This is a genomic window from Hymenobacter psychrotolerans DSM 18569, assembly GCF_900142395.1.
Taxonomy (GTDB): Bacteria; Bacteroidota; Bacteroidia; order Cytophagales; family Hymenobacteraceae; genus Hymenobacter; species Hymenobacter psychrotolerans.
The window spans coordinates 1-20,700 of the sequence record NZ_FRAS01000029.1 but is presented as its reverse complement, the minus strand read 5'-3'; the positions used below and the strand labels follow the sequence as shown (position 1 = coordinate 20,700).

19 protein-coding genes and 1 pseudogene are annotated in these 20,700 nt (G+C 61.2%); 9 read left to right on the top strand and 11 right to left on the bottom strand.

Translation table 11 applies throughout. The features are described 5' to 3' along the window. Positions 1-53: 53 nt before the first annotated feature. The gene (locus tag BUE15_RS18735) at positions 54-2,354 is read right to left on the bottom strand and encodes an efflux RND transporter permease subunit (protein ID WP_073288417.1); all 2,301 of its coding nucleotides are present in this window, start codon (positions 2,352-2,354) and stop codon (positions 54-56) included. Between the two features lie 163 nt (positions 2,355-2,517). On the opposite strand from BUE15_RS18735, the gene BUE15_RS18730 reads away from it, so the two are divergent. From BUE15_RS18730 to BUE15_RS21780, 6 genes are all read left to right on the top strand, one after another. Then, on the top strand, positions 2,518-2,757 hold the full coding sequence (locus tag BUE15_RS18730; protein WP_073288415.1) for a hypothetical protein: 240 nt from the start codon (positions 2,518-2,520) through the stop codon (positions 2,755-2,757). Between the two features lie 77 nt (positions 2,758-2,834). Further along, positions 2,835-3,293, top strand: a complete 459-nt coding sequence (locus tag BUE15_RS18725; RefSeq protein WP_084549179.1) for a DUF4265 domain-containing protein — start codon at positions 2,835-2,837, stop codon at positions 3,291-3,293. 7 nt (positions 3,294-3,300) lie between these two features. Further along, positions 3,301-3,876 carry a TonB family protein gene (locus BUE15_RS18720; protein WP_073288413.1) on the top strand — a complete coding sequence of 192 codons (576 nt, stop codon included), beginning with the start codon at positions 3,301-3,303 and terminating at the stop codon, positions 3,874-3,876. Between the two features lie 500 nt (positions 3,877-4,376). Then, positions 4,377-5,171 carry a thymidylate synthase gene (locus BUE15_RS18710; RefSeq protein WP_073288411.1) on the top strand — a complete coding sequence of 265 codons (795 nt, stop codon included), beginning with the start codon at positions 4,377-4,379 and terminating at the stop codon, positions 5,169-5,171. A 176-nt stretch (positions 5,172-5,347) separates the two neighbouring features. Further along, complete coding sequence (locus BUE15_RS18705) at positions 5,348-5,722, top strand: energy transducer TonB (protein WP_170865316.1); 375 nt, start codon at positions 5,348-5,350, stop codon at positions 5,720-5,722. A 102-nt stretch (positions 5,723-5,824) separates the two neighbouring features. Then, positions 5,825-6,028, top strand: coding sequence for a hypothetical protein (locus BUE15_RS21780; RefSeq protein WP_139252425.1), 204 nt, complete (start codon positions 5,825-5,827; stop codon positions 6,026-6,028). Here BUE15_RS21780 and BUE15_RS18700 read toward each other — a convergent pair. The 3 genes from BUE15_RS18700 to BUE15_RS18690 all read right to left on the bottom strand — a co-directional run bounded on the left by BUE15_RS18700 (position 6,025) and on the right by BUE15_RS18690 (position 8,578). Next, positions 6,025-6,849, bottom strand: a complete 825-nt coding sequence (locus BUE15_RS18700) for an aminotransferase class IV (RefSeq protein ID WP_073288407.1) — start codon at positions 6,847-6,849, stop codon at positions 6,025-6,027. The two genes, BUE15_RS21780 and BUE15_RS18700, sit on opposite strands and share 4 nt — an antisense overlap. A 91-nt stretch (positions 6,850-6,940) precedes the next feature. Beyond that, complete coding sequence (gene dprA / locus BUE15_RS18695; protein WP_073288405.1) at positions 6,941-8,080, bottom strand: DNA-processing protein DprA; 1,140 nt, start codon at positions 8,078-8,080, stop codon at positions 6,941-6,943. A gap of 132 nt (positions 8,081-8,212) precedes the next feature. Next, entirely contained in the window at positions 8,213-8,578 is a 366-nt protein-coding gene (locus BUE15_RS18690; RefSeq protein ID WP_073288403.1) for a MerR family transcriptional regulator, read from the bottom strand. 245 nt (positions 8,579-8,823) lie between these two features. Here BUE15_RS18690 and alaS point away from each other — a divergent pair, with 245 nt between their 5' ends. From alaS to BUE15_RS18675, 3 genes are all read left to right on the top strand, one after another. Further along, positions 8,824-11,508 carry an alanine--tRNA ligase gene (gene alaS, locus BUE15_RS18685; RefSeq protein WP_073288401.1) on the top strand — a complete coding sequence of 895 codons (2,685 nt, stop codon included), beginning with the start codon at positions 8,824-8,826 and terminating at the stop codon, positions 11,506-11,508. A 345-nt stretch (positions 11,509-11,853) separates the two neighbouring features. Beyond that, complete coding sequence (gene gatB / locus BUE15_RS18680; RefSeq protein ID WP_073288399.1) at positions 11,854-13,311, top strand: Asp-tRNA(Asn)/Glu-tRNA(Gln) amidotransferase subunit GatB; 1,458 nt, start codon at positions 11,854-11,856, stop codon at positions 13,309-13,311. 267 nt (positions 13,312-13,578) lie between these two features. Next, on the top strand, positions 13,579-14,724 hold the full coding sequence (locus tag BUE15_RS18675) for a TlpA disulfide reductase family protein (protein ID WP_073288446.1): 1,146 nt from the start codon (positions 13,579-13,581) through the stop codon (positions 14,722-14,724). Between the two features lie 3 nt (positions 14,725-14,727). On the opposite strand, the gene BUE15_RS18670 is transcribed toward BUE15_RS18675, so the two are convergent. From BUE15_RS18670 to BUE15_RS22100, 7 genes and pseudogenes are all read right to left on the bottom strand, one after another. Beyond that, on the bottom strand, positions 14,728-15,093 hold the full coding sequence (locus BUE15_RS18670) for a hypothetical protein (protein ID WP_073288397.1): 366 nt from the start codon (positions 15,091-15,093) through the stop codon (positions 14,728-14,730). A 40-nt stretch (positions 15,094-15,133) separates the two neighbouring features. After that, on the bottom strand, positions 15,134-16,915 hold the full coding sequence (locus BUE15_RS18665) for a HAMP domain-containing sensor histidine kinase (RefSeq protein ID WP_073288395.1): 1,782 nt from the start codon (positions 16,913-16,915) through the stop codon (positions 15,134-15,136). 37 nt (positions 16,916-16,952) lie between these two features. Further along, positions 16,953-18,128, bottom strand: a complete 1,176-nt coding sequence (locus BUE15_RS18660) for a histidine kinase (RefSeq protein ID WP_073288394.1) — start codon at positions 18,126-18,128, stop codon at positions 16,953-16,955. A gap of 32 nt (positions 18,129-18,160) precedes the next feature. Then, a complete protein-coding gene (locus BUE15_RS18655) occupies positions 18,161-19,270 on the bottom strand; it encodes a porin (RefSeq protein WP_073288392.1) in 1,110 nt (369 codons plus the stop codon). Positions 19,271-19,538: 268 nt separating this feature from the next. Next, positions 19,539-20,099, bottom strand: a complete 561-nt coding sequence (gene kdpC, locus BUE15_RS18650) for a potassium-transporting ATPase subunit KdpC (protein ID WP_073288390.1) — start codon at positions 20,097-20,099, stop codon at positions 19,539-19,541. Between the two features lie 155 nt (positions 20,100-20,254). Then, a pseudogene (locus BUE15_RS22105) lies at positions 20,255-20,419 on the bottom strand (HAD-IC family P-type ATPase); the annotation flags it as partial. Positions 20,420-20,424: 5 nt separating this feature from the next. Continuing rightward, positions 20,425-20,580 carry a hypothetical protein gene (locus tag BUE15_RS22100; RefSeq protein ID WP_170865158.1) on the bottom strand — a complete coding sequence of 52 codons (156 nt, stop codon included), beginning with the start codon at positions 20,578-20,580 and terminating at the stop codon, positions 20,425-20,427. Between the last annotated feature and the right edge of the window lie 120 nt (positions 20,581-20,700).

Below are 20,700 nucleotides of genomic sequence, written 5' to 3'. Positions count from 1 at the left end.
CGGCCGGCCTGCTTGTGGAAGAGCAGGCCGGTCGTTTTTGTCCGGAGGTAGTTCTACCCGCCCAGTGCCGGCACTGGCTGCCGGATTTCTTTGGGCTTGTGGCGGTAGAAGGCCAGAATCAGAATCGGCAGCAACGTCAGCTCGGCTACTACCCCGAACAGCAGCGTCAGGCCGATGAGCAGGCCCACGTAGAACGTGCCATCAAACGAGGAGAAAATCAGCGTCGAGAAGCCACCCACCAGAATCAGGGAGGTGACGATGACAGCTTTGCCGGCCATCAGGTAGGTTTTGCGCACGGCTTTGAACAGGCTGGGCTCCTGGAGCAGCACCAGCTTCAGCTTGCTGATGAAGTGAATGGTATCATCGACGGCAATACCGAAGGCAATGGTGAAGATGATGCTGGTGCTCACCTTCATGCTCACGCCGGCCGCGCCCATCACGCCCGCCACAATCAGGATAGGCACCAGGTTCGGGATAAGCACCACCAGCGTCATGCGCAGGCTGCGGAACAGCAGCAGCACAATCAGCGTCACCATCACAATGTCGATGCTCATGCCCGTAATCATGTTGCGGGTGAGGGTTTCGTTGTTTTTGTCGATAAGGTTGGCCGAGCCGGTGAGGCGGGTCTGCAGCACCGTGCTGTCCACGGAAGTGCGCAGAAACCGCCGCAAATCGGCATTAAGCGCATCAGCCCGGATGCTGCCCACATCGGGCATGCGGCCCGTCAGGCGGCCTTCCGTGCCATTGGGCAATGCCAGCGCCCGAAACTCCTGCTTCTTGCGAAACAGCTTCACCTTGCGCGTCAGGCGCGCCAGCTCGGCCTCCGAGTCAGGCAAACGGTACTCTTCCAGCAGGCCGCCATTCAGAGCTTTGCGCACCGATTTGATGATGGTAACCGGCGAAGCCACGAAGTTCAGGCCGTAGGTCTGTTGCAGGTAGCCTTCAATTTTCTCGGTCTGCCGCAGCACGTCCAGGTCGTAAATCGTGCGGCCGGCTCCGGGCTTCAAATCCAGCTCAAAGGGCCGCACGCCGGCAAAATGCTGCTCGAAAAACCTGAAATCCAGCTTCACCGGGTCGTTCTGGGACAGGTCATCCAGCAGGGCCGAGTTGATGCGGATGCGCGAGGCCGAGGCCACCGACAGCACCAGCACCAGCCCGCTGATGGCCACCACCCAGTGCCGCCGCGCCAGCACCGTCCGGAACAGGCGGCCCAGCACGCCGTCCCAGCTGCGGCCGGTTTCGCGCGGAATGCGCAGCTGAGGCTTGCGCAGCAGCAACAGCATGGCCGGCAGCAGCGTGAAGCTGAGCGCAAACGTGAGCAGCACCGCAATGCCCGTAAACAGCCCGAAGTTGTAAATCGGCCGGATGGTGCTGGTCATCAGCGTGAAGAAGCCGATGCTGGTGGTGAGGGCGGAAAGTCCCGAGCCGAAGCCCGATTCCTTTAGCGCAATCAGCAGCGAATCCCGCTTGCTGGCCCCGTAGCCCAGCTCCGTGACGTAGCGCGTGATGATGTGGATGGTATCCGACATGCCCACCACGAACAGCATCACCGGCAGCAGCGCCGTCATCAGGTCAATACTCACCCCGAAAGCCGACATCACGCCCAGCCCCCACAGAATCGAGCCCAGCACCACCACCAGCGGCAGCACCACGCCCCACCACGTCCGGAACGTGAGCCACAGCAGCCCCGTCACCAGCACCACCGAGAGGCTCATAAACACGGCCAGCTCCACCTGCAGCCGGTCCACGAACACCGACTGGGCCACCATTTTGCCGGCCATGTGGTACTCGTTTTCCGCGAAGCCCTGCCGCGTCAGCTCGGTACGCACGGCCGCCAGCAGCGAGTCGCCCGGGGGCTTGCTGAGGTTGGGTGAGGTCTGGAACAGGATGGTGGCCGCCCGGGCGTCCCGCGAAATCAGGTTGCCCACGAGGCCCGGCGTGCGAAACACCAGCGCCGAGTCCTGGGCGCGCCGCGCCGGCTCCTGCGGGTGCAGGTAGGGTACGTTGAACACGCCCAGCCCTTCCACCACCGGGTTAGTGGCGTTGGTCGGCGAAGACACCTGCGTGACGTGCCGCCGGCCCTGGATGAACCGTGTCAGCGAATCGACGCGGGTCAGGAATCGGGGCTCGAACACGGTCTGGCCGGCCGGGGCCTCCAGGCCCAGCAGCACGTAGTCGTTGTCGTTGCCGAAGCGCCCGGAGTACGCCATGTAGTAGTCCAGGTCCGGGTCGCCGGCGGGGTAGAAGTCGTTGAAGTTGTAGTTGAAGCGCAGCTGCGCCACGAAAAACACGGCCAGAGCCGACAGCAGCCCAAGAGCCAGTAAGGTAAAATGCGCGAGACGTCGGAGGGGCATAGAGAAACGGTAGCGGCCACCGGGGCCGGGCTGAGGCGGCCGGGAGGAAATTTCAGGCCGGCAACTGCCGAAGCTTCTGTTACATTTCCTACCTTAGGGGCGGCGCCAAGCCAACCACTGTTTTCCCGCTTTTGTTTCCTCTGGTTTCATCTTCTACCTGCCCATGAAAAACGCCCTGCTCGCCCTCGCCCTGTTTGCCTTCGTTGGTTCCGCCTCCGCCCATGAAGGCGACAAAGCTGCCAAGAAAGGCAAGTCCAAAGAAGCCTGCTCCACCGAAATGAAGGCCAACTGCGCCAAGGAAGGCAACACGGCCGGGACGCCTTCGTGCTGCATGAAGAAAGGCGCCAAAACCGCTGCCGCTACGCCCGCCACTCCGGCGGCTCCGGCCGTGAAGACGATGTAAGAATCTTATACTTGACACGGAAAACACCCTAGAAGCTTACGTTTCTGGGGTGTTTTTTATTTTCAGTCAGTAAAGGCATGAGCTTAATAGAAACCACAACTGCTGTCAAAGTAGTTTTTAGGTTCTTCAACACTGTACTTGATGAGGAGTACGTTGAAAGTATGTGGGCGCAAGTAGTTGCTCAAGAGCAGGGGCACTATCGGTTAGATAATATCCCTTTTTTTGTCACGAGTTATGCTTTGGGTGATGTAGTGCTGGCTGAAGACGAAGATGGCGAATTAGTAGTGCAGAGCCTTGTCGAAGAGTCTGGCAATACGACAGTACAGATTGTTGTTATGCAGGCAGATACAAGTGGCAGCATACAGCAGCGCTTGGAGGAGCTAGGCTGCAGTTGGGAGAGGAGCCATCTGCCTGATTACTTTTCCTTTAATGTGCCTTCAAAGGTCAGGTATAGTCCTATTAAAAGATACTTGAAAAAGGCCGAAAAACGGGGCTTATTAGGTTTTAGAGAAGCCTGCTTGGCACACACCACATAACCAAGCTATGCTAACCAAGATGCTGATGAAGCTTGGAGTGATATCATTCCTGCTGCTTACCGCTGAAGAGAAGGCCCGGGCGCAGGCTACGTACAACCGCTGGGAGGCAAGTCCAGTAGTTCCCTCACAGCCTCATGTCACCGTTGCCCAACGCGGGCCACAGGTCATGCGAGCAAAAATTCGGCAGGATTCGCTGAATCGTCTACAGGCGTTGCGCCGGGATTCAATACGCATTGCCATTTCTGCTACCGGAGTGCCCCTTCTGCAACGTGGTATCGGGCAACGCATCAAGGAGAGCAGAACGATTCCGGAAGACAACAGCTATTATGATTATTTAAGAAAAACCATTCGCTACCCAGCTCAGGCGCTTCGGGCACAAGTAGAAGGAAAAATTACAATGCGCCTGACCATTAATGCAGCCGGCCAGGTAAGCAGCTTAAGCGAGGTAGAAAATACAATACCTGCAGGAGCAACAGGACGGGATGAGATGGTGCAGCAGGCTGCGGTACTGCTACGCCAACTGCGCTTTCAACCCGGGACAACCACTCAGGAGGAACTTACGATTACATACCAATTCCTGTAATTCCAGACACATGCCGGTTATTGAAATTCTGACCCTCATCAACGCTCCGCAGGAACGCTGCTTCCAACTAGCTTTGAGCGTTGATTTGCACCCCATATCAGCCGGCCAAACCAAGGAAGAGCTTATAGGAGACATTTATAGTGGTATTCTGCAACTTGGTGACTCCGTTACGTTTCGGGCCCGACGTTTCGGCGTGTGGCAGACGCTTACGAGCATCACTTCCTGCCAGTTGAATCAGGCACCATTATGCGGGACGTATTCCAGTTTGCATCTCCGCTGGGTTGGTTAGGCCAGCTAGTCGATGCATTGGTGCTGAAACGCTACCTGCGGGGTTTTCTGGAAGAGCGGGGACGTGTAGTAAAGCACTATGCCGAAACAGAGGCTTGGCGGGAAGTCCTGCCAGAAAGCACCGAATTGCCCTCGTTCTAGCCACAACTTTGCGCCTACGGCTACCGGAGTTTCTTTACTTTTGGCGTCTGTTTCGACCAGCTTTTCTCCCCATGCACCAGTACCACACCCTGCTCCAGCACATTCTCGATAACGGCACCCGGAAAACCGACCGTACCGGCACCGGCACGCTCTCGGTGTTCGGCTACCAGATGCGGTTTGACTTGCAGCAGGGTTTCCCGCTGGTGACCACCAAGAAAGTGCACCTGAAAAGCATCATCCATGAGCTGCTGTGGTTTCTGCGCGGCGACACCAGCAACCAGTCGCTGGAGGATGTGGGCGTAACTATCTGGCGGGAGTGGGCCGACGAAAACGGCGAGCTGGGGCCCATCTACGGCAAGCAGTGGCGCAGCTGGCAGGCTCCCGACGGCCAGAGCATCGACCAGATTGCCCAGATGGTGCAGCTGCTGCGCACCCAGCCCGATTCGCGCCGCATGGTGGTATCGGCCTGGAACGTGGCCGAGCTGCCGCAGATGCGCCTGACACCCTGCCACGCGCTGTTTCAGTTCTACGTGGCCGATGGCAAGCTCAGCTGCCAGCTCTACCAGCGCTCCGCCGACGTGTTCCTGGGCGTGCCCTTCAACATTGCCAGCTACGCCCTTCTCACGCTTATGATGGCGCAGGTAACCGGCCTGGAACCCGGCGAGTTCATCTGGACCGGCGGCGACACCCACCTCTACAGCAACCACCTGGAGCAGGCCCGTTTGCAGCTCACCCGGGAGCCCCGCCCGCTGCCACAGATGCGCCTGAACCCCGCAGTAGAGGACATTTTCGCGTTTCAGTACAACGACTTCACGCTCGAAAACTACGAGCCCTGGCCCGCCATTAAGGCGCCGGTTGCGGTATAGCCGAAGCCAGGCGGCCGGCCATCGGTAGAGCAGGCGTATACTGCTTCACAATGAATAAGAGGGCCGCGCTGCTTTTTGGGTTGGCTTGTGTGGCAGGGCGGCCTGCCAGTGCCCAGAGTGCGGTATACAACCGGTGGGAAGCCCGGCCAGCGGCTCCGGTCAAGCCAAAGCCGCCGGTGCCGCCGCCCGCCGCGCTACGGCTGCAGCGGGGTATCGGGGAGCGGCTGGCCAGCCAGCGCCGCCTGCCCGTCGATTCGCTGTTCTTCCGCTACATGTGGGGCAAAATCAAATACCCAAGCGCGGCACTACGGGCCGGGCTGGAAGGCCAGGTTTCCGTGCGGCTCACCATTGCGGCTGATGGTACCGTGGCTGATGCGCAGGGGGCTGGCACCCGTTTGATGCCGCTGTTTGGAGAAATCACCCCGCAGGCAAAGGCAGAAGCGGAGGCCCAGCTGCTACAGGAAGCGCGCCGCGTCCCGAGTGGATTGCTGTTTGAGCCGGCGGCGGCCAGCACCAAGGAAACGCTTACCGTAAACTACCTCATCCGGTAGCGCAGCGGGCTGCTGTTGCACTTACGAGAGAATAAATGTTCTTAGTATAATTTAATTGTACTTCATAAAATCCAAATAAAAAGCAGTGCCGTATGTGCCTGCATGACAGTAACTGCCCTTATCAGTCCGCCGTCCAGCTCTCTGTCTCGGCAGCACCGCGCCTGGATTGCGCTTTATTCGCTGGATTCCTATCACCGCAAGCGGGAGGAGGTTTTGCGCCTCAACGACGTCACGGAAGAGGATTTGCAGGAGTTTGAGGAAAGCTGGCTGAAGCTGCGGTGCCGGCCGGTCGGTCTGGCTCGCTAAGGAAGCCGTTCAGCCCGCCGCAACTCTACCAGCAGCGGGTGTTCAGCGGCATAGCGAGTTGCGCCGAGGTGCCGCACCGCTTTGATACCCGCCACATTGGCGGTGAATACTGCCTCCGCCGCCAGCAATCCGGCTGGCTCGGTCAGCACTTCGTAGGCCGCCAGGCCTTGCTGCCGGGCCACCTGCAGCAGGTGGGCGCGCCGTACGCCGGCCACGCAGCCGGTTTCCAGGGAAGGAGTGAAAAGCTGCCCATCCCGGAGCCAGAAAACCGCCGCCGCCACACTTTCCGCCACGTGGCCGGCCGCGTCCAGCAGCAGCAGCTCGTCAAGGTTGCGGTGTTGCCGTTCGCGCGCCGCCAGCACGTAAGTCAGGGCGTTGGGGCCTTTGCAGAAGGACACCGGTGAGGCCTGCGTCCGTACCGTTTCGGCAAAGCCACAGGAAGTCACTGCCGTTTCGGTTTCGTGGAATGGCCGGCTGGTGGCCAGCCATTCCACGGCCTCGGTTTCGGGAGTGTAGAGGCCGCCACCGCCGCGCCAGAGCTGCAGCCGCACGCGGTATTCCGCCGAAATAGAAGTCTGAGTAGCTACGAGCTGGCCCAGCGTAGCCATAAGCGCCCCGGCGGTGGCCAGTGCTGCCGGCAGCTCCAGGCCCAGGGCAGCGGCCGCCTGCTGCATGCGGGCCAGATGCTGCGGCAGGTAGCGCACTGCGCCGGCTGCCCACACCATCGTCTCAAAGAACCCATCATTGAAAAACAGGCCCCGGTTGGGCAGCGGCAACGCAAAATCGGCTTCAGGAAGTAGCTGGCCGTTGTGGAGAAGCATAGGTGGTGGTTGTCGGGTGCTGGTTGCTGGTTGTCAGCTGTTAGTTATTATCGGTCTGACAATCAGCAACCAACAACTGACAATAAAAAAGCTAAACAAGCACAAACCGTTTGCCCGGCAGCGCCTTCACTAAGCTCCGGAACTCCAGGCCCAGCAGCAGCGACGCGGTGGTGTGAATGGGCAGCTGGGCTTTCCAGGCCAGATTGTCGAGGTGCTCTTCGCGGCCCGGCGCGGCCTGCAGCACCGTCACCAGCTGAAACTCCTCGGGGCTGAAATCCAGCGCATCGTAAGTGGCGGGGCTTTTAGGCTTGCCGGACAGGTGCAGGGCCAGGTCCCAGTTGAGCAGCTGCTCCACGTCCTGCGGCTCGGAGTAGAGCGCGGCGCGGTTTGCTTTGATCAGCTCGTGGCAACCTTCTGAAGCCGGGGAGCCCAGCGGCCCGGGCACGGCCAGCACGTCCCGGTCGTAGCCCTGGGCCAGGTCGGCCGTTATCAGGGCGCCGCCTTTGCGGGCTGCTTCTACCACTACCGTGCCGTCGCAGAGGCCGGCAATAATGCGGTTACGCGCGGGAAAATTGTACTTGTCGGGGGGCGTGCCGAAGGCGAATTCCGTGAGCAGACCGCCCTGGGTGAGCATTTTTTCGGCGGTTTTGCGGTGGGCGTGGGGGTAGAGCACATCCAGGCCCGTGGCCATCACGCCCACGGTTTCCAGCCCATGCTGCAGCGCGGCCCGGTGCGCGGCAATATCAATGCCGTACGCCAGTCCGCTCACTATCAAAGGCCGGTGCGACGCCACGCCCTGCACCAGCCGCTCGGTTTGCTCGCGGCCGTAGTCGGTGGCCTGCCGGGTGCCCACAATGGCCAGGGTTTTGGCCTGGTTCAGGTCGGCGGTGCCCTGGTAGTAAAGCAGAGTGGGCGCGTCGGGGAGCTGCTTGAGGCGCGCCGGAAACTGCTTGCTGGTGTAGAAGAGCAGCTGCACGCCTTCCTTCTCGGCTTTTCGCAGGCTGTCCTCCGCCTGCTTCAGCGCTTTGGTTCGCTCCCCGCCGGTCAGGATGGCCTCCGTAGCCGGCCCGATGCCCGGAATCTTGCGCAGCTTGCCCGGCGGCAGGTGCAGCACGTTTTTGGCCGAGCCGCCGTAGCTCATCAGCTGCCGCGTCAGCTGCGGCCCGATGTTGGGGAAAAGCGTCAGGGCGACTTCGTGGAGGAGGGTATCGTCGGGGGTAGAAATAGACATAGCGTAGTATTAAGTTAAATCGTCACCCTGAGTGCAGCGAAGGACCTTATCACGTCTGGGCTACTATCGAACAGCTACTGTTCTGACGTGATAAGGTCCTTCGCTGCGCTCAGGATGACGGGTCGAATAAAATTACCCCTCCTGCTGCGCCTTACCAATGGCGTCGAGTTCCTTTTTCATGGTCACCATGAACTTGCGGATTTTCTCCAGGCTCTGAATCACGTCGATTTTTTCTTTGAGCTGCGGGCCTTTCTGCTTGAGCAGCTCACGAGCGCCGGGAATGGTGTAGCCGCGCTCCTTCACCAGGTGGTAAATCGTGCGGAAAATATCCACGTCCTGGGGCGTGTAGAGGCGGTTGCCCTTTTTGCTTTTGCGCGGGCGCAGCTCCTCAAACTCGGTTTCCCAGAACCGAATCAGGGATGGGGCCACATTGAACTGCGCGGCTACTTCGCCAATGGTGAAGTACTGCTTCTCGATGTCGCGCTCTTTGTAGGGCATGTTATAGAACTCAGAACTGAGAGGATAGAGCAAAGAAGGCCATAGCAGTGAAAAGAGAAGCGCTGAAAAAGAATCTAAGCTCTAGCTTCTCATTTCTCACTTCTATAAAGTCGGCTAACTTTGCCCGAAGCGCTTTTCCGCCGGAAAGGCGAAAAGTAACCAAAATACCGGCCGCCGCCAATTTGGGGCAGCCCTGTTTCCACCGATTCCTATCAACTCCCGGGTTCAGGCCTGGTGTTCCGCTTATGTCACTCCCTACCGCCAGCCACGTCCGCCAGCAGTTCCTGGATTTCTTCGCCTCCAAAGGCCACCACATCGTGCCCTCGGCGCCCATTGTGGTGAAGGACGACCCCACGCTGCTGTTCATTAACAGCGGCATGGCCCCGTTCAAGGACTACTTCCTCGGCAACAAGCCCGCGCCCTTCAAGCGCATTGCCGACACCCAGAAGTGCCTGCGCGTATCGGGCAAGCACAACGACCTGGAAGAGGTGGGCTACGATACCTACCACCACACCATGTTCGAGATGCTCGGCAACTGGTCGTTTGGGGATTATTTCAAGAAGGACGCCATTGCCTGGGCCTGGGAGCTGCTCACGGAAGTATATAAGCTGCCGAAAGACCGCCTCTACGTGACGTATTTTGAGGGCGACGCCGGCGACAAGCTGGCGGCTGACACCGAGACGCAGGAGCTGTGGCGCCAGTACACCACCGACGACCGGATTCTGCCCGGCAACAAGAAGGACAACTTCTGGGAAATGGGCGATACGGGTCCTTGCGGCCCCTGCACCGAAATCCACATCGACCTGCGCGACGAGGCGGAAGTAGCCCAGAAATCGGGCCGCGAGCTGGTAAACGCCGACCACCCGCAGGTGGTGGAAGTGTGGAACAACGTGTTCATGGAGTTTCAGCGCCTCGCCGACAAGAGCCTGGTGAAGCTGCCCGCCCAGCACGTGGATACCGGTATGGGCTTCGAGCGCCTGATGATGGCCGTATCGGGCGTGAAGTCGAACTACGACACCGACGTATTCCAGCCGCTCATCCAGTTCATTGCCAATGAGGTAGGCATCAAGTACCACGGCACGGCCCCGGCCACCGTGAACGACCAGCCCGCCACCGAAAACGAGAAAACGGACATTGCCATCCGCGTTATCGCCGACCACATCCGCACCATCAGCTTCACCATTGCCGACGGCCAGCTGCCCTCGAACGTGAAGGCCGGCTACGTGATTCGCCGGATTCTGCGCCGCGCCGTGCGCTATGCCTTCTCGTCCTTGAACCAGAAGCAGCCCTTCCTCTATAAGCTGGTGCCCGTGCTGGCCGAGCAGATGGCCGGTATTTTCCCGGAGCTGAAAGCGCAGCAGCAATTCGTGCAGCGCGTGATTGAGGAAGAGGAAATTGCCTTCCTGAAAACGCTGGAAAACGGCCTGCGCCGCCTCGAAACGCTGGAAGAGGGGTTCCGCCAGAACGGCAACCGCATCGACGGCAAAACGGCTTTCGAGCTGTCCGATACATTCGGTTTCCCGCTGGACCTCACCGCTCTCATTGCCCGCGAAAAGGGCCTGACGGTGGACGAGGAAGGCTTCAAGAAGGAGCTGGATGCTCAGAAAAACCGCAGCCGCAACGCCCAGGAGGCCGAGCAGAGCGACTGGACCATCGTAAAAGAATCGGAAGAGCAGCCCGCTTTCGTCGGCTACGACCAGGAGGAGGCGCCGGCCCGCATCCTGCGCTACCGCCGCACCGACCGCAAAGGCAAAACCGAGTACCAGGTCGTGCTCGACCAGACGCCGTTCTACGCCGAATCGGGCGGGCAGATTGGTGACACGGGCTACCTGGAGTCGCCGCTGAGCAAGGTGCGCGTGCTGGACACCAGGAAGGAAAACGACCTGATTGTGCACACCGTGCTGGAGCTGCCGCAGGATGTGGAAGGCGAGTTTCTGGCCCGCTACGACCACGCCCGCCGCGCCCAGATTCAGCGCAACCACACGGCCACGCACCTGCTGCAGGCCGCGCTGCGCGAAGTAGTCGGCTCGCACGTGGCTCAGAAAGGCTCGTTGGTGAACGAAAAGCTGCTGCGCTTCGATTTCAGCCACTTCACCAAAGTAACCGACGACCAGCTGCGGCAGGTGGAAACGCTGGTAAATGCCCGCATCCGCCAGCAGATTCCGCTGGATGAGCGCCGCAACGTGCCCATTGATGAGGCCAAAAACCTGGGCGCTACCGCGCTGTTCGGCGAGAAATACGGCGAGTTTGTGCGCGTCATCACCTTCGACCGGGACTTCTCGGTGGAACTGTGCGGCGGCACCCACGTGCGGACCACCGGCGACATTGGCTTCTTCAAAATCACCTCGGAAAGCGCGGTAGGAGCCGGCGTGCGCCGCATTGAGGCCGTCACGGCCGAAGCGGCTGAAGCCTTCGTGAACCAGCAGCTGGATTTGCTGGCGCAGGTACGCGAGGCCCTCGGCAACCCGCAGCACCTCATTCCGGGCATCGAGAAGCAGACCGAGGAAATTGCCACCCTGCGCAAGCAGATCGAGCAGTTTGCCCAGCAAAGCATCAACCAGCAGAAAGACCAGCTGGTAGGGCAGGTGAAGCCCCTAGGCGGCGTGAGCTTCCTGGCGGCCCAGGTGCAGGCCACTTCCGCCGACGCTCTCAAAACCCTAGCCTTCAACCTGCGCCAGTCGGTGCCCAACCTGGTAGCGGTACTCGGCGCCGAAATCGACGGCAAGCCGCAGTTGGCCGTCATGCTCGATGATGAGTTGGCCAAAGGCGGCAAGCTAAACGCCTCTACTCTGGTGCGCGAGCTGGCCAAGGAAATCCAGGGCGGCGGCGGCGGTCAGCCGTTCTTCGCCACGGCCGGCGGCAAGAATGCGGCCGGTTTGGGTGCCGCTATAAGCAAAGCCGAGGAGCTGATCAGCAAAAGCTTAGCGTAATACTTGGCGGTATTTTCGAACTTGAGGCGAGCCTGCTTGTAGGCTCGCCTCTTTTTTATGCCCTTATGGAACCGCGCACAATTACGGAAGTCATTGCGGCCCTCGACGACATTGTGCGGCACTGCCAGCAGCGGCGCGACCGGGCCGGCTACTCGCCTGATTGACACCACTGTAGTCCGTTAGGGAAGAGGAGTGAGGGCCCCACTGATCAGAGCTGGATCTTCCGCCCGGTTGCTGCGGCTCACTGCCGGGGGCCGAAAAGCTATTGAGGCTTCGGGCGGGCAACTTTTCTCAGGCAGATAGTTTTAACTTGCAGCCCCGGCGGCCAACCCGCCTGATTTTTCTATGGACGACAACATCAAAGCCAACTACCAGCCTGTCATCGGCCTTGAGGTGCACGCGCAGCTGCTCACACGCAGCAAAATGTACTCTTCCGACGAAAACGAGTACGGCGCGCTTCCCAATAACAACCTGAGTGTCATTACGCTGGGCCACCCCGGCACGCTGCCGCGCGTGAATTACTCGGCCGTGGAGTTTGCCATGAAGATGGGCCTGGCTACCAACTGCCAGATCCGGCGCGACAACCTGTTTGCCCGCAAAAACTACTTCTACCCTGACCTTCCCAAGGGCTACCAGATTACGCAGGACAAAACCCCGATCTGCACCGGCGGCCATGTGGAAATCCGCCTTTCCGACGGTTCCACCAAGAAAATCGGCATCACCCGCATCCACATGGAAGAGGACGCGGGCAAGAGCATGCACCTGGCCGGCGAAGTGGAAACCCTCGTGGACCTGAACCGGGCCGGTGTACCGCTGATTGAAATCGTGTCGGAGCCCGACATCCGCAACGCGGAGGAAGCCTACGCCTACCTGGCCGAAATCAAGAAGCTGGTGGAGTACCTGGGCATCTGCGACGGCAACATGGAAGAAGGCTCGCTGCGCTGCGACGCCAATATTTCGGTGATGCGGCGCGGCGCCGACAAGTTCGGCACCAAGGTGGAGGTGAAGAACATGAACTCCTTCCGCAACGTGCAGCGCGCCATCGAGTACGAAATCGAGCGGCAGATTCAGCTGGTAGAAGCCGGTGAAATCATCGACAGCGAAACCCGCGGCTTTGATGCGCAGACCGGCACCACCAACGGCCAGCGCAGCAAGGAAACCATGAACGACTACCGGTATTTCCCGGAGCCCGACCTGCCGCCCGTCATCATTGATGATGCCTGGCTGCACCGGGTGCAGAGCGAGTTGCCGGCCCTGCCGCAGCAGCTCTACGCCCGTTTCACCGGCGAGCTGGGCCTTTCCGACTACGACGCCACGGTGCTGACGGCCGAGAAAGAGCTGGCCTTGTATTTCGACGAGTTGACTCGCCTCACGCCCAACGCCAAAGCCGCCGCCAACTGGGTGACGGGCCCCGTAAAAGCCTACCTCAACGAGCGGGCCCTCACCCTCGACCAGTTCCCGCTGAGCCCCCGGCACCTGGCCGACATCATTCAGCTCATCGACGACAACAAGGTGGGCCACTCGGTAGCCAGCAAGCAGCTGTTCCCGTACCTGCTCGACAACCCCACGCAAACTGCCGCCGCCGCGGCCGAAGCGCAGGGCTTGTTGCAGCAATCCGATGCCGGGGCGCTGGAAGCCATGGTGCAGCAGGTGCTGGATGCCAATCCGGGCAAGGTGGCCGAGTACCGCGCGGGCAAAAAGAGCCTCACGGGCATGTTTATGGGCGAGCTGATGAAGCTGACCGGCGGCAAGGCCGACCCCAAGCTGGCCAACCAGCTCCTGCGCCAGAAGCTCGACGCCTAGCCACCAACCATAAGCGGTAATGACCCTAAGGTCGTTCTGAGGCATGAAAACGCAGCAGGACGACCTTTTTGCCGAATAGTTTCTAGCAGCCGCACGCTAGAGCCGGCCCTCCGTCGTTAGCGGCAGCGAACCAGCCCGGCGGCGGCGCTGTTCTGAGGCCCGGGCCGGGGGATGTTCCCAAATCCGGCCGAAATCGGCAACTTGCAGCCGCAACCCTCGTCTTTTGCGAAACCAACGCCGGCAGGCCTGCCGGCTTTCCTCCTGAATATGTTGAAAATGAAAAGTCTGCTGTTTGTTGGGGCTGTGCTGGGCATGGCCAATGCCTGCACCAAAAACACGACGCCTACTACCACCGGAGCCGCCGGCGACGCGGGCTACCAGCTTAGCGGCCAGCTGACTAACGCCCCGGCCGGCACCAAAGTGTATCTGGCCGAGTTGGGCGAAACGCAGTTCATCTCGCGCGATACGGCCTCCCTCGACGACAAAGGGCAGTTCCGCTTTACGGGCACCGTGCCCGAAGCCGGCCTCTATCAGGTGAAAACCTCCGACCAGAGCCAGGTGCTGCTGGCCCTGAGCAACGGCAGCAAAGTGGAGCTCAGCGGCGACGCCCAGAAACTGGCCGAAACTTACACCGTGAAAGGCTCCAAAGACTCCGAATTGCTGCAGCAGCTGAACCGCACCATGCAGCAGTCGAAGGAGCAGATGGGCCGGCTGGAGCAGCGCTACAACCAGAACGCGCAGGCCGGCCGTGCCGACTCGATGCAGGCGCTGGAAAAGCAGTTCTACGCTGCCCAGGCCCGCAGCACCAACAGTGTGAAGGCGCTGGTGAAGCAGAACCCCAAGTCGGTGGTGTCGGCCTTCGTGGTGGCCAACCTGATTAACCCGGAGGAGCAGTTCGGCTTCGCCGACTCGATGGCCACGCAGTTCAAAACCACACTGCCCGACTCGCGCTATACCAGGGCGCTGGTCGCCAAGATAGAGCCTATGCGCGCCACTGCCGTGGGTTCGGCCGCGCCGGAAATCAATCTGGCTGCGCCCGATGGCAAAGCCGTAGCTCTGAGCAGCCTGCGCGGCAAGTACGTGCTGATTGACTTCTGGGCCAGCTGGTGCGGCCCCTGCCGCCGCGAAAACCCCAACGTGGTGAAAGCCTACAACAAGTACAAAGGCAAGGGCTTCGAAATCTACGGCGTGAGCTTCGACCAGGACCGCGACAAGTGGCTCAAAGCTATTCAGGCCGACGGCCTCACCTGGAAGCACGTTTCGGACCTGAAAGGCTGGGAAAGCGCCGCCGGCCAGACGTACAGCATCAAGTCCATCCCGGCCTCCATTCTCCTCGACCCACAGGGCCGCATTATCGGTAAAAACCTGCGTGGCGAGGCTCTGGAAGCCAAGCTGGCTTCGGTGCTGAAGTAAGCACTAATATTTCCACAAAAAAGGCCGGCCCCACATGGAGCCGGCCTTTTTTTGTGGGTAGTGACTATATAAAAACATCCGCTGCATCGGCTGCCAGAGTTGCTTTTTGCGGCCGGCGTCGTATTCGAGCATCTTGATTTCGCTGGCCCCGAGGAAGGCGGTATTGCCGTAGAGCAGCACCGGCTCATAGGGTTGGGTGGTGTAGACGGCCAACTCGAGCAGGTTTTTGCCGAACGCCAGGAACTGCCGGGCCGCCAGTGTCTGGCGCAGGCTGCAGAGGGCCACCGGAAACTTCTCGTGCTCCACGTTCACCAGCACCACGTCTTCCATCACCAGCCGGATGGCCTTGAGGATGTTGTTGAGGAACACGTTGCGGGGCAGCTTTTTGAAAAGAAGGCCGCCCAGGCGGCTATACTGTGGGCAGGGTGAAGTGGAATGTGCTGCCGGAGCCCGGCTCGCTTTCCACCCACAGCCGGCCGCCCTGGGTGGTGATGAACTCGCGTGCGATGCTCAGACCCAGGCCGGAGCCGCCGCGGTAGCCGGTTTTGTCGGGAATCTGGGCAAAGCGCTGGAAGATCCGGTCGTGATGGTCGGCCGCTATGCCGGGCCCGTGGTCCTGCACGCTCACCTGTACGAAGGCGCCGGCCGGGGCGGCGCGCACGGTCAAGGCCTCGCCCACCGGCGAGTAGCGGATGGCGTTGGCCAGCAGGTTGATGAGCACCCAGGTAGTTTTTTCCACGTCGGCGCGGGCAGCGGGTAGGTTGGTGGGCAGCAGCAGGTCAAGGCGCAGGTGCTTGTCGGTGAGCTGGGCCTGCACAGTGGCGGTGGCGTACTGCACCACGTCGGCCAGGTTAGTGGGGCGCAGGTCGAGCTGGATGCCGGCGCCCGCGTCGAGGCGCGAGACATCGAGCAGTTCAGCCACCATGCGCTGCAGGCGCTGGGTTTCCTGCCGTACCTGGCCCGTGATGCGTAGGCGCTCGTCGGCGGGCAGGCGCTCATCCTGCAGCAGCTTGAGGTTGATATTCATGCTGGAAAGCGGGGTTTTCAGCTCGTGCGAGACGGTGGCCAGGAAATTGGATTTCACCTGGTCGAGCTTTTTGAAGTCCGACACGTTGCGTAGGGTCAGAATCTGGCCCACAAACTCGGTTTTTTCAGTAGCCTCGTTAAAAGACACCAAGTCCTGCACGGCCAGGCGGTAAAAGGCTTCCTCGCCGCGCTGGCTGATGCGTAGCAGCGGTGCTTCGGCCACGGCCGCCGCCCGGTTGGGCGCGTCGAGCGGGGTGAGCAGTGCTTGCAGCAGGTCGTTGTGCAGGCGCACCAGGGGCGCGGGCTGGCCCACCAGCTTTTCGGCCGGCAGCCCCAGCAGCTCGCACATCACGGGGTTGGCCAGCAGAATGCGGCGGTGCTCATCCAGTAGCAGCAGGCCTTCGTCGAGGGTATTCACGATGCTGGCGGCGCGGTTGCGCGCGGTTATCAGTTCGGCTGCCGTAGAGCTGCGGTATTCGCGCAGCTGGCTCAGCATCTGGTTAAACGCCCGCGCGACCTGCCCGAACTCGTCGTGGCTTTCCTGCGGGATGGTGGCTGAAAAGTCGCGCTCCGTGGCGTGGCGCAGGGCCGCCGTGAGCTTGCGCAGGGGCTGCACCGCCGCTTCGGGCACGCTGGCTACCAGGCCGAGGGCCAGCAGGGTCGCCAGGGTGAGAAAGGTCAGCAGGTTGCGGTTGGCCTGGTCGGCGCGGCGGTTGGCCGCTTCGGTTTTCTGGTTCAAAGCCCTCGTGTTCAGCTCTATCATTTGGTAGGTGAGGCGGCGCAGCGCGGCGGGCTCCGGCGAGGCAGCGGCCGGGCCGGAGCCCGCCCGCAAGGCATCCTGCTGCTGGCGTTGCAGCTGCCGTATTCGTCGGTTCATTTCGTCCACGAGCCGCTGCTCGCCGGGCTCGGTGATGTTGCGCGCTTCCTGGTCGAGGGCCGCCACGAAGCGGGCCGTGCCCGCCGTATCGGAGAGCGGCTGCCGGCCGAGCTGGTCGAGGGCGCGCAGCATCTGCTGCCCCAGGTTCACCGAGTATAAGTTGGCCGTAAGCACATTTCGCGAGTTGCGGTCAAGCTGGTGCAGCGAATAGTAGCCGTAGCCCCCGATGCTGAGCAGCAGCAGCAGCATGGCCAGGAAACCCAGAGTGATTTTGGTTTTGAGGTTCATGTTTTGGGCTATCCCAGTTTTATAGAACGGTCAGGCGCTAGTAACTGATTAAGTACACGTCCAGATCAGTATCGTCACGAGCTACGGCCCGCAGCAGGTCGTAGGTTATGCCGCGGCGGGATACCCGCTCCCAGGCGCTTTTCTCGCGCGTGATGCCGCACACGAGCAGCGTAGCGTTTTTTTCGCGAGCCACGCGGCGGATGCTCCCCACCACATCGTCATCCTTCACCCGCAAAATCTGGGCCCCCAGTTCGGTGGCCAGCTGCAGGTTGTTGAGCAGATGGCGCTGAGTAGCCAGGCCGATACGGTCGGCGGTTTCGCGGCCGGTCTGCACGTAGAGCACATACCAGGCGGAGGCTGAAAAGCGCGCCGCCAGCCGCGAGGTTTTGCGGATGATTTCCTTGGCCGCCCGGTCGTTGGAGTTGATGCAGGCCAGCAGGCGGTCTGCGTTGCGGCGCTCCGGGGCCACGGCCCGGGCCCCACCCGCGTCGCTCTCAATCTGAAAGCCCAGCGCGTGCGTGACTTCGCGCAAAGCCAGCTCGCGCAGCTGCAGCAGGTGCTCGCGCTGGAAGAAGTTGGTCAGTGCGGCCGGCACCTTGTCGGGGGCGTAGATTTTGCCGTCCTGCAAGCGGATCCGCAGCTCGTCCACGGTCAAATCCACGTTGATGACCTCGTCGGCGGCCCGCAGCAGCACATCGGGCACGCGTTCCGTGACGTCGGTGCCGGTGATGCGCAGCACTTGGTCATGCAGGCTTTCCAAATGCTGCACATTCAGGGCCGTGATGACGGAGATGCCGGCGGCCACGATTTCCTCTACGTCCTGCCAGCGCTTTTCGTGGCGTGAGCCGGGCACGTTAGAGTGAGCCAGCTCATCGACGACAACCACGGCCGGGCGCTGCTGCAGGATGCCGTCCAGGTCCATTTCCTCCAGCGCCCGGCCCTTGTAAAATACGCTTTTGCGCGGCAGCACGGGCAGGCCCGCCACCTGGGCCACCGTGTCAGCGCGGCCGTGGGTTTCCACGTATCCGACGAGTACGTTCACACCGTGGGCCAGCAGGTCGTGGGCTTCCTGCAGCATCCGGTAGCTCTTGCCGACCCCGGCGGCCAGGCCCAGGTAGATTTTCAGCCGCCCGCGCCGCCGCTCCTGCACCAGACGCAGAAACCGCTCGGCGGACTGGTCGCGCAGCTTGTTTTCGTCGTCAGGAGGAGACATAGCCTGGGAAAGATGACCGGAAAGAACTGGTGTTAAAACGAAATGGCCACGCTGCTGGTCATGTTGCCGTAGTTGCGCGTAGGGTTGCCGTTACGGTCAGTGAGAAATGGCTGGCGGCCGTGGAAGGTGCGGCCCTCTACCCGGAACGTCATGTTGCTAGTGGGCGCGTAGTCGAGGTTAAGTGAGGCGGCCTGCACCTTGAAATCAGTGGCAGCGGCTACCGGCGAAATGGTGCTGATGATGACGCCCCGGTCGGCGCTGTAGTACTCGGCGCGGGCGGCGGCGGTCCACTTATCGGTCAGCTTATAGCGCACAAAGGCCGCGCCGGTGTGCCAGGTATCGGCGCGGCCGCCGCGCCGCTCGCTCTCCTGCTTGCCCACATCGAACACCAGGGCCAGGCTGAGGCGGTCGGTGGCGGCGTAGCTCACGTAGAAATCGTGGAAGTAGCGGCGGCGACGCACCGAGTCCTGGGGCTGCTCGTTGCCGTAAAAGGTGCTGCTGTTAATGAGCAGCTTATCAGTGGGCTTCCACTGAATCTGGGTGCCCAGAGCCTTGGCCTGGTTATTTTCGCGGATGTTCTGCCAGCCGTTGAGCACCAGCCCGGTCAGCGTCAGCTTCGGCGACACCTCGTAGGTAAACCGAGCGCCGGCCTCGTAATAGGGCGAGTTTTCGGCCATCAGGGAGCGGGTCAGTGTCCAGTTGTCCTTGCTCATGGCCGACTCAAAACCAATATGCGACCCGAAAATTCCCACGTCCAGCCAGGCTTTGCGGAAGGGCCGAAAGCCCGCGTAGACCTCGTAGAAATGCTTAAGTACCTGGTCCTCGGCCGCGTAGTTGGCCGATACGTAGGTGCCCGCGTGCAGGCCCAGCGCCCCGCGCACCTGCCCGTTGTCGTAGCGAAGCCCGATGATGGCGTTGTTCACCGTAAACTCGTTCTGGCGGTTGTGCGAGTACAGGAAGCCGGGGCGCTGGTTGGTGGCTGCGTGCTTGAAATCATAACCGTAGTAGCCATCCACAAAGCCGTAGGTGGTCAGCGGGTTGGTAGGTGGCACCGGGGCGGCAGTGGAGTCAGGCGTAGTTTGGGCCGATGCAGCCGAAGCCGTAAGCAGCGCAGCAGTTGCGAGTAGAAACAGTGGTTTCATGGAGGGAAAAGCGCCTGGTAACGCGGAGCGCGTAGAAATAGAGAAGTAAAGCAACGAAATCCGGCTGGCAACGCTGTGCCTCAATTCCTTTCGGGCTAAGAGCGAAGCCAACCAAGTGAATGTTCCCAGTGCCATCAGGCTACCAGCTCCAGCAGCAGCCACAGCAGCGCCAGAGCCAGTAAGGTATAGCCCGGCCGGAAGTGGCGGCCCCGATGCCGATGGGCCCGCAACCGCCAGTGTGCGCGGGCCCGATAAGGATGCACCACCATTAGCGGTTTTGCAGGTCGTCGAGGGCCACGTTCAGGCGCAACACGTTTACCCGGTCAGGACCGAAGGCGCTATGCTGGGTTTGCTGGGCTACCAAGGCCTGCACCTTGGCAAGCTCCAGGCTGCGCGCCCGGGCCACACGGGCTACCTGCACGGTGGCGGCGGCCGGCGAGAGGTGCGGGTCGAGGCCCGAGCCGGAGGCAGTAAGCAGCTCGGCCGGCACCTGGGCCTTGGTTACGCCGGGGTTCTGCACCAGAAACGTATCCAAGCGGGCCTGCACGGTAGCCAGGTAATCGGGGTTGCTGGGGCCTTTGTTGGAGCCGGCCGAGCCGGCGGCGTTGTAGTCCACGGCCGAGGGGCGGCCCTGGAAGTACTCAGGCCGGGTGAAGTTCTGGCCCACGTTGTCGTAGCCCACCACGCGGCCGTTGTGGCTGATGGTTTCGCCCTGGCCGCCGCTCGGGGCCAGTTGGGCGCCGGCCCATACCAGCATCGGGTAAATCAGGCAGCACACCACCAGCAGCACAAGGGTCAGGCGGAATGCGGGAAGCAGGTTTTGTTTCATGTTGATTTGGTGTTGTCTGTCATGCTGAGCTTGCCGAAGCACCTCTACCGCTTCGTTGAATCGGTATTGAATACTACTGCGGTAGAGATGCTTCGACTTCGCCTCCGGCTTCGCTCAGCATGACATTCTTTTTTATCTATTCAGACTTAAGCTTTCTACAAAAACAGCCCCACTACCAGGTCAATCAGCTTGATGCCGATGAAGGGCACTAGCACGCCGCCCAGGCCGTACACCAGCAGGTTGCGGCGCAGCAGGGCCGAGGCCCCGATGGGCTTGTAGGCCACCCCACGCAGCGCCAGCGGCACCAGCAGCGGAATAATAAACCTTATTCGGACAGTTTGGGGAATTTATCGGGCGCGTAGAGGCGCAGGGGACTGCGCACGCGTAGGTTGTGCAGCCCGCAGGCGACCACGATGACCGTGTCGCGCCGCCACTGGCCGCGCAAGCGCAACGTGTCCTGTACCATGCGCAAGCGCTTCATTCCGGTGGGCATGCTCGATGACCACGCGTAAGGGGCTCAGCAAGTGGTTGTACAGCTGCTGAGCGAAGGTCAACTCCCGCTTCGGCGGCTTCTTGTGGGGCATCTCCACCACCACGCCGG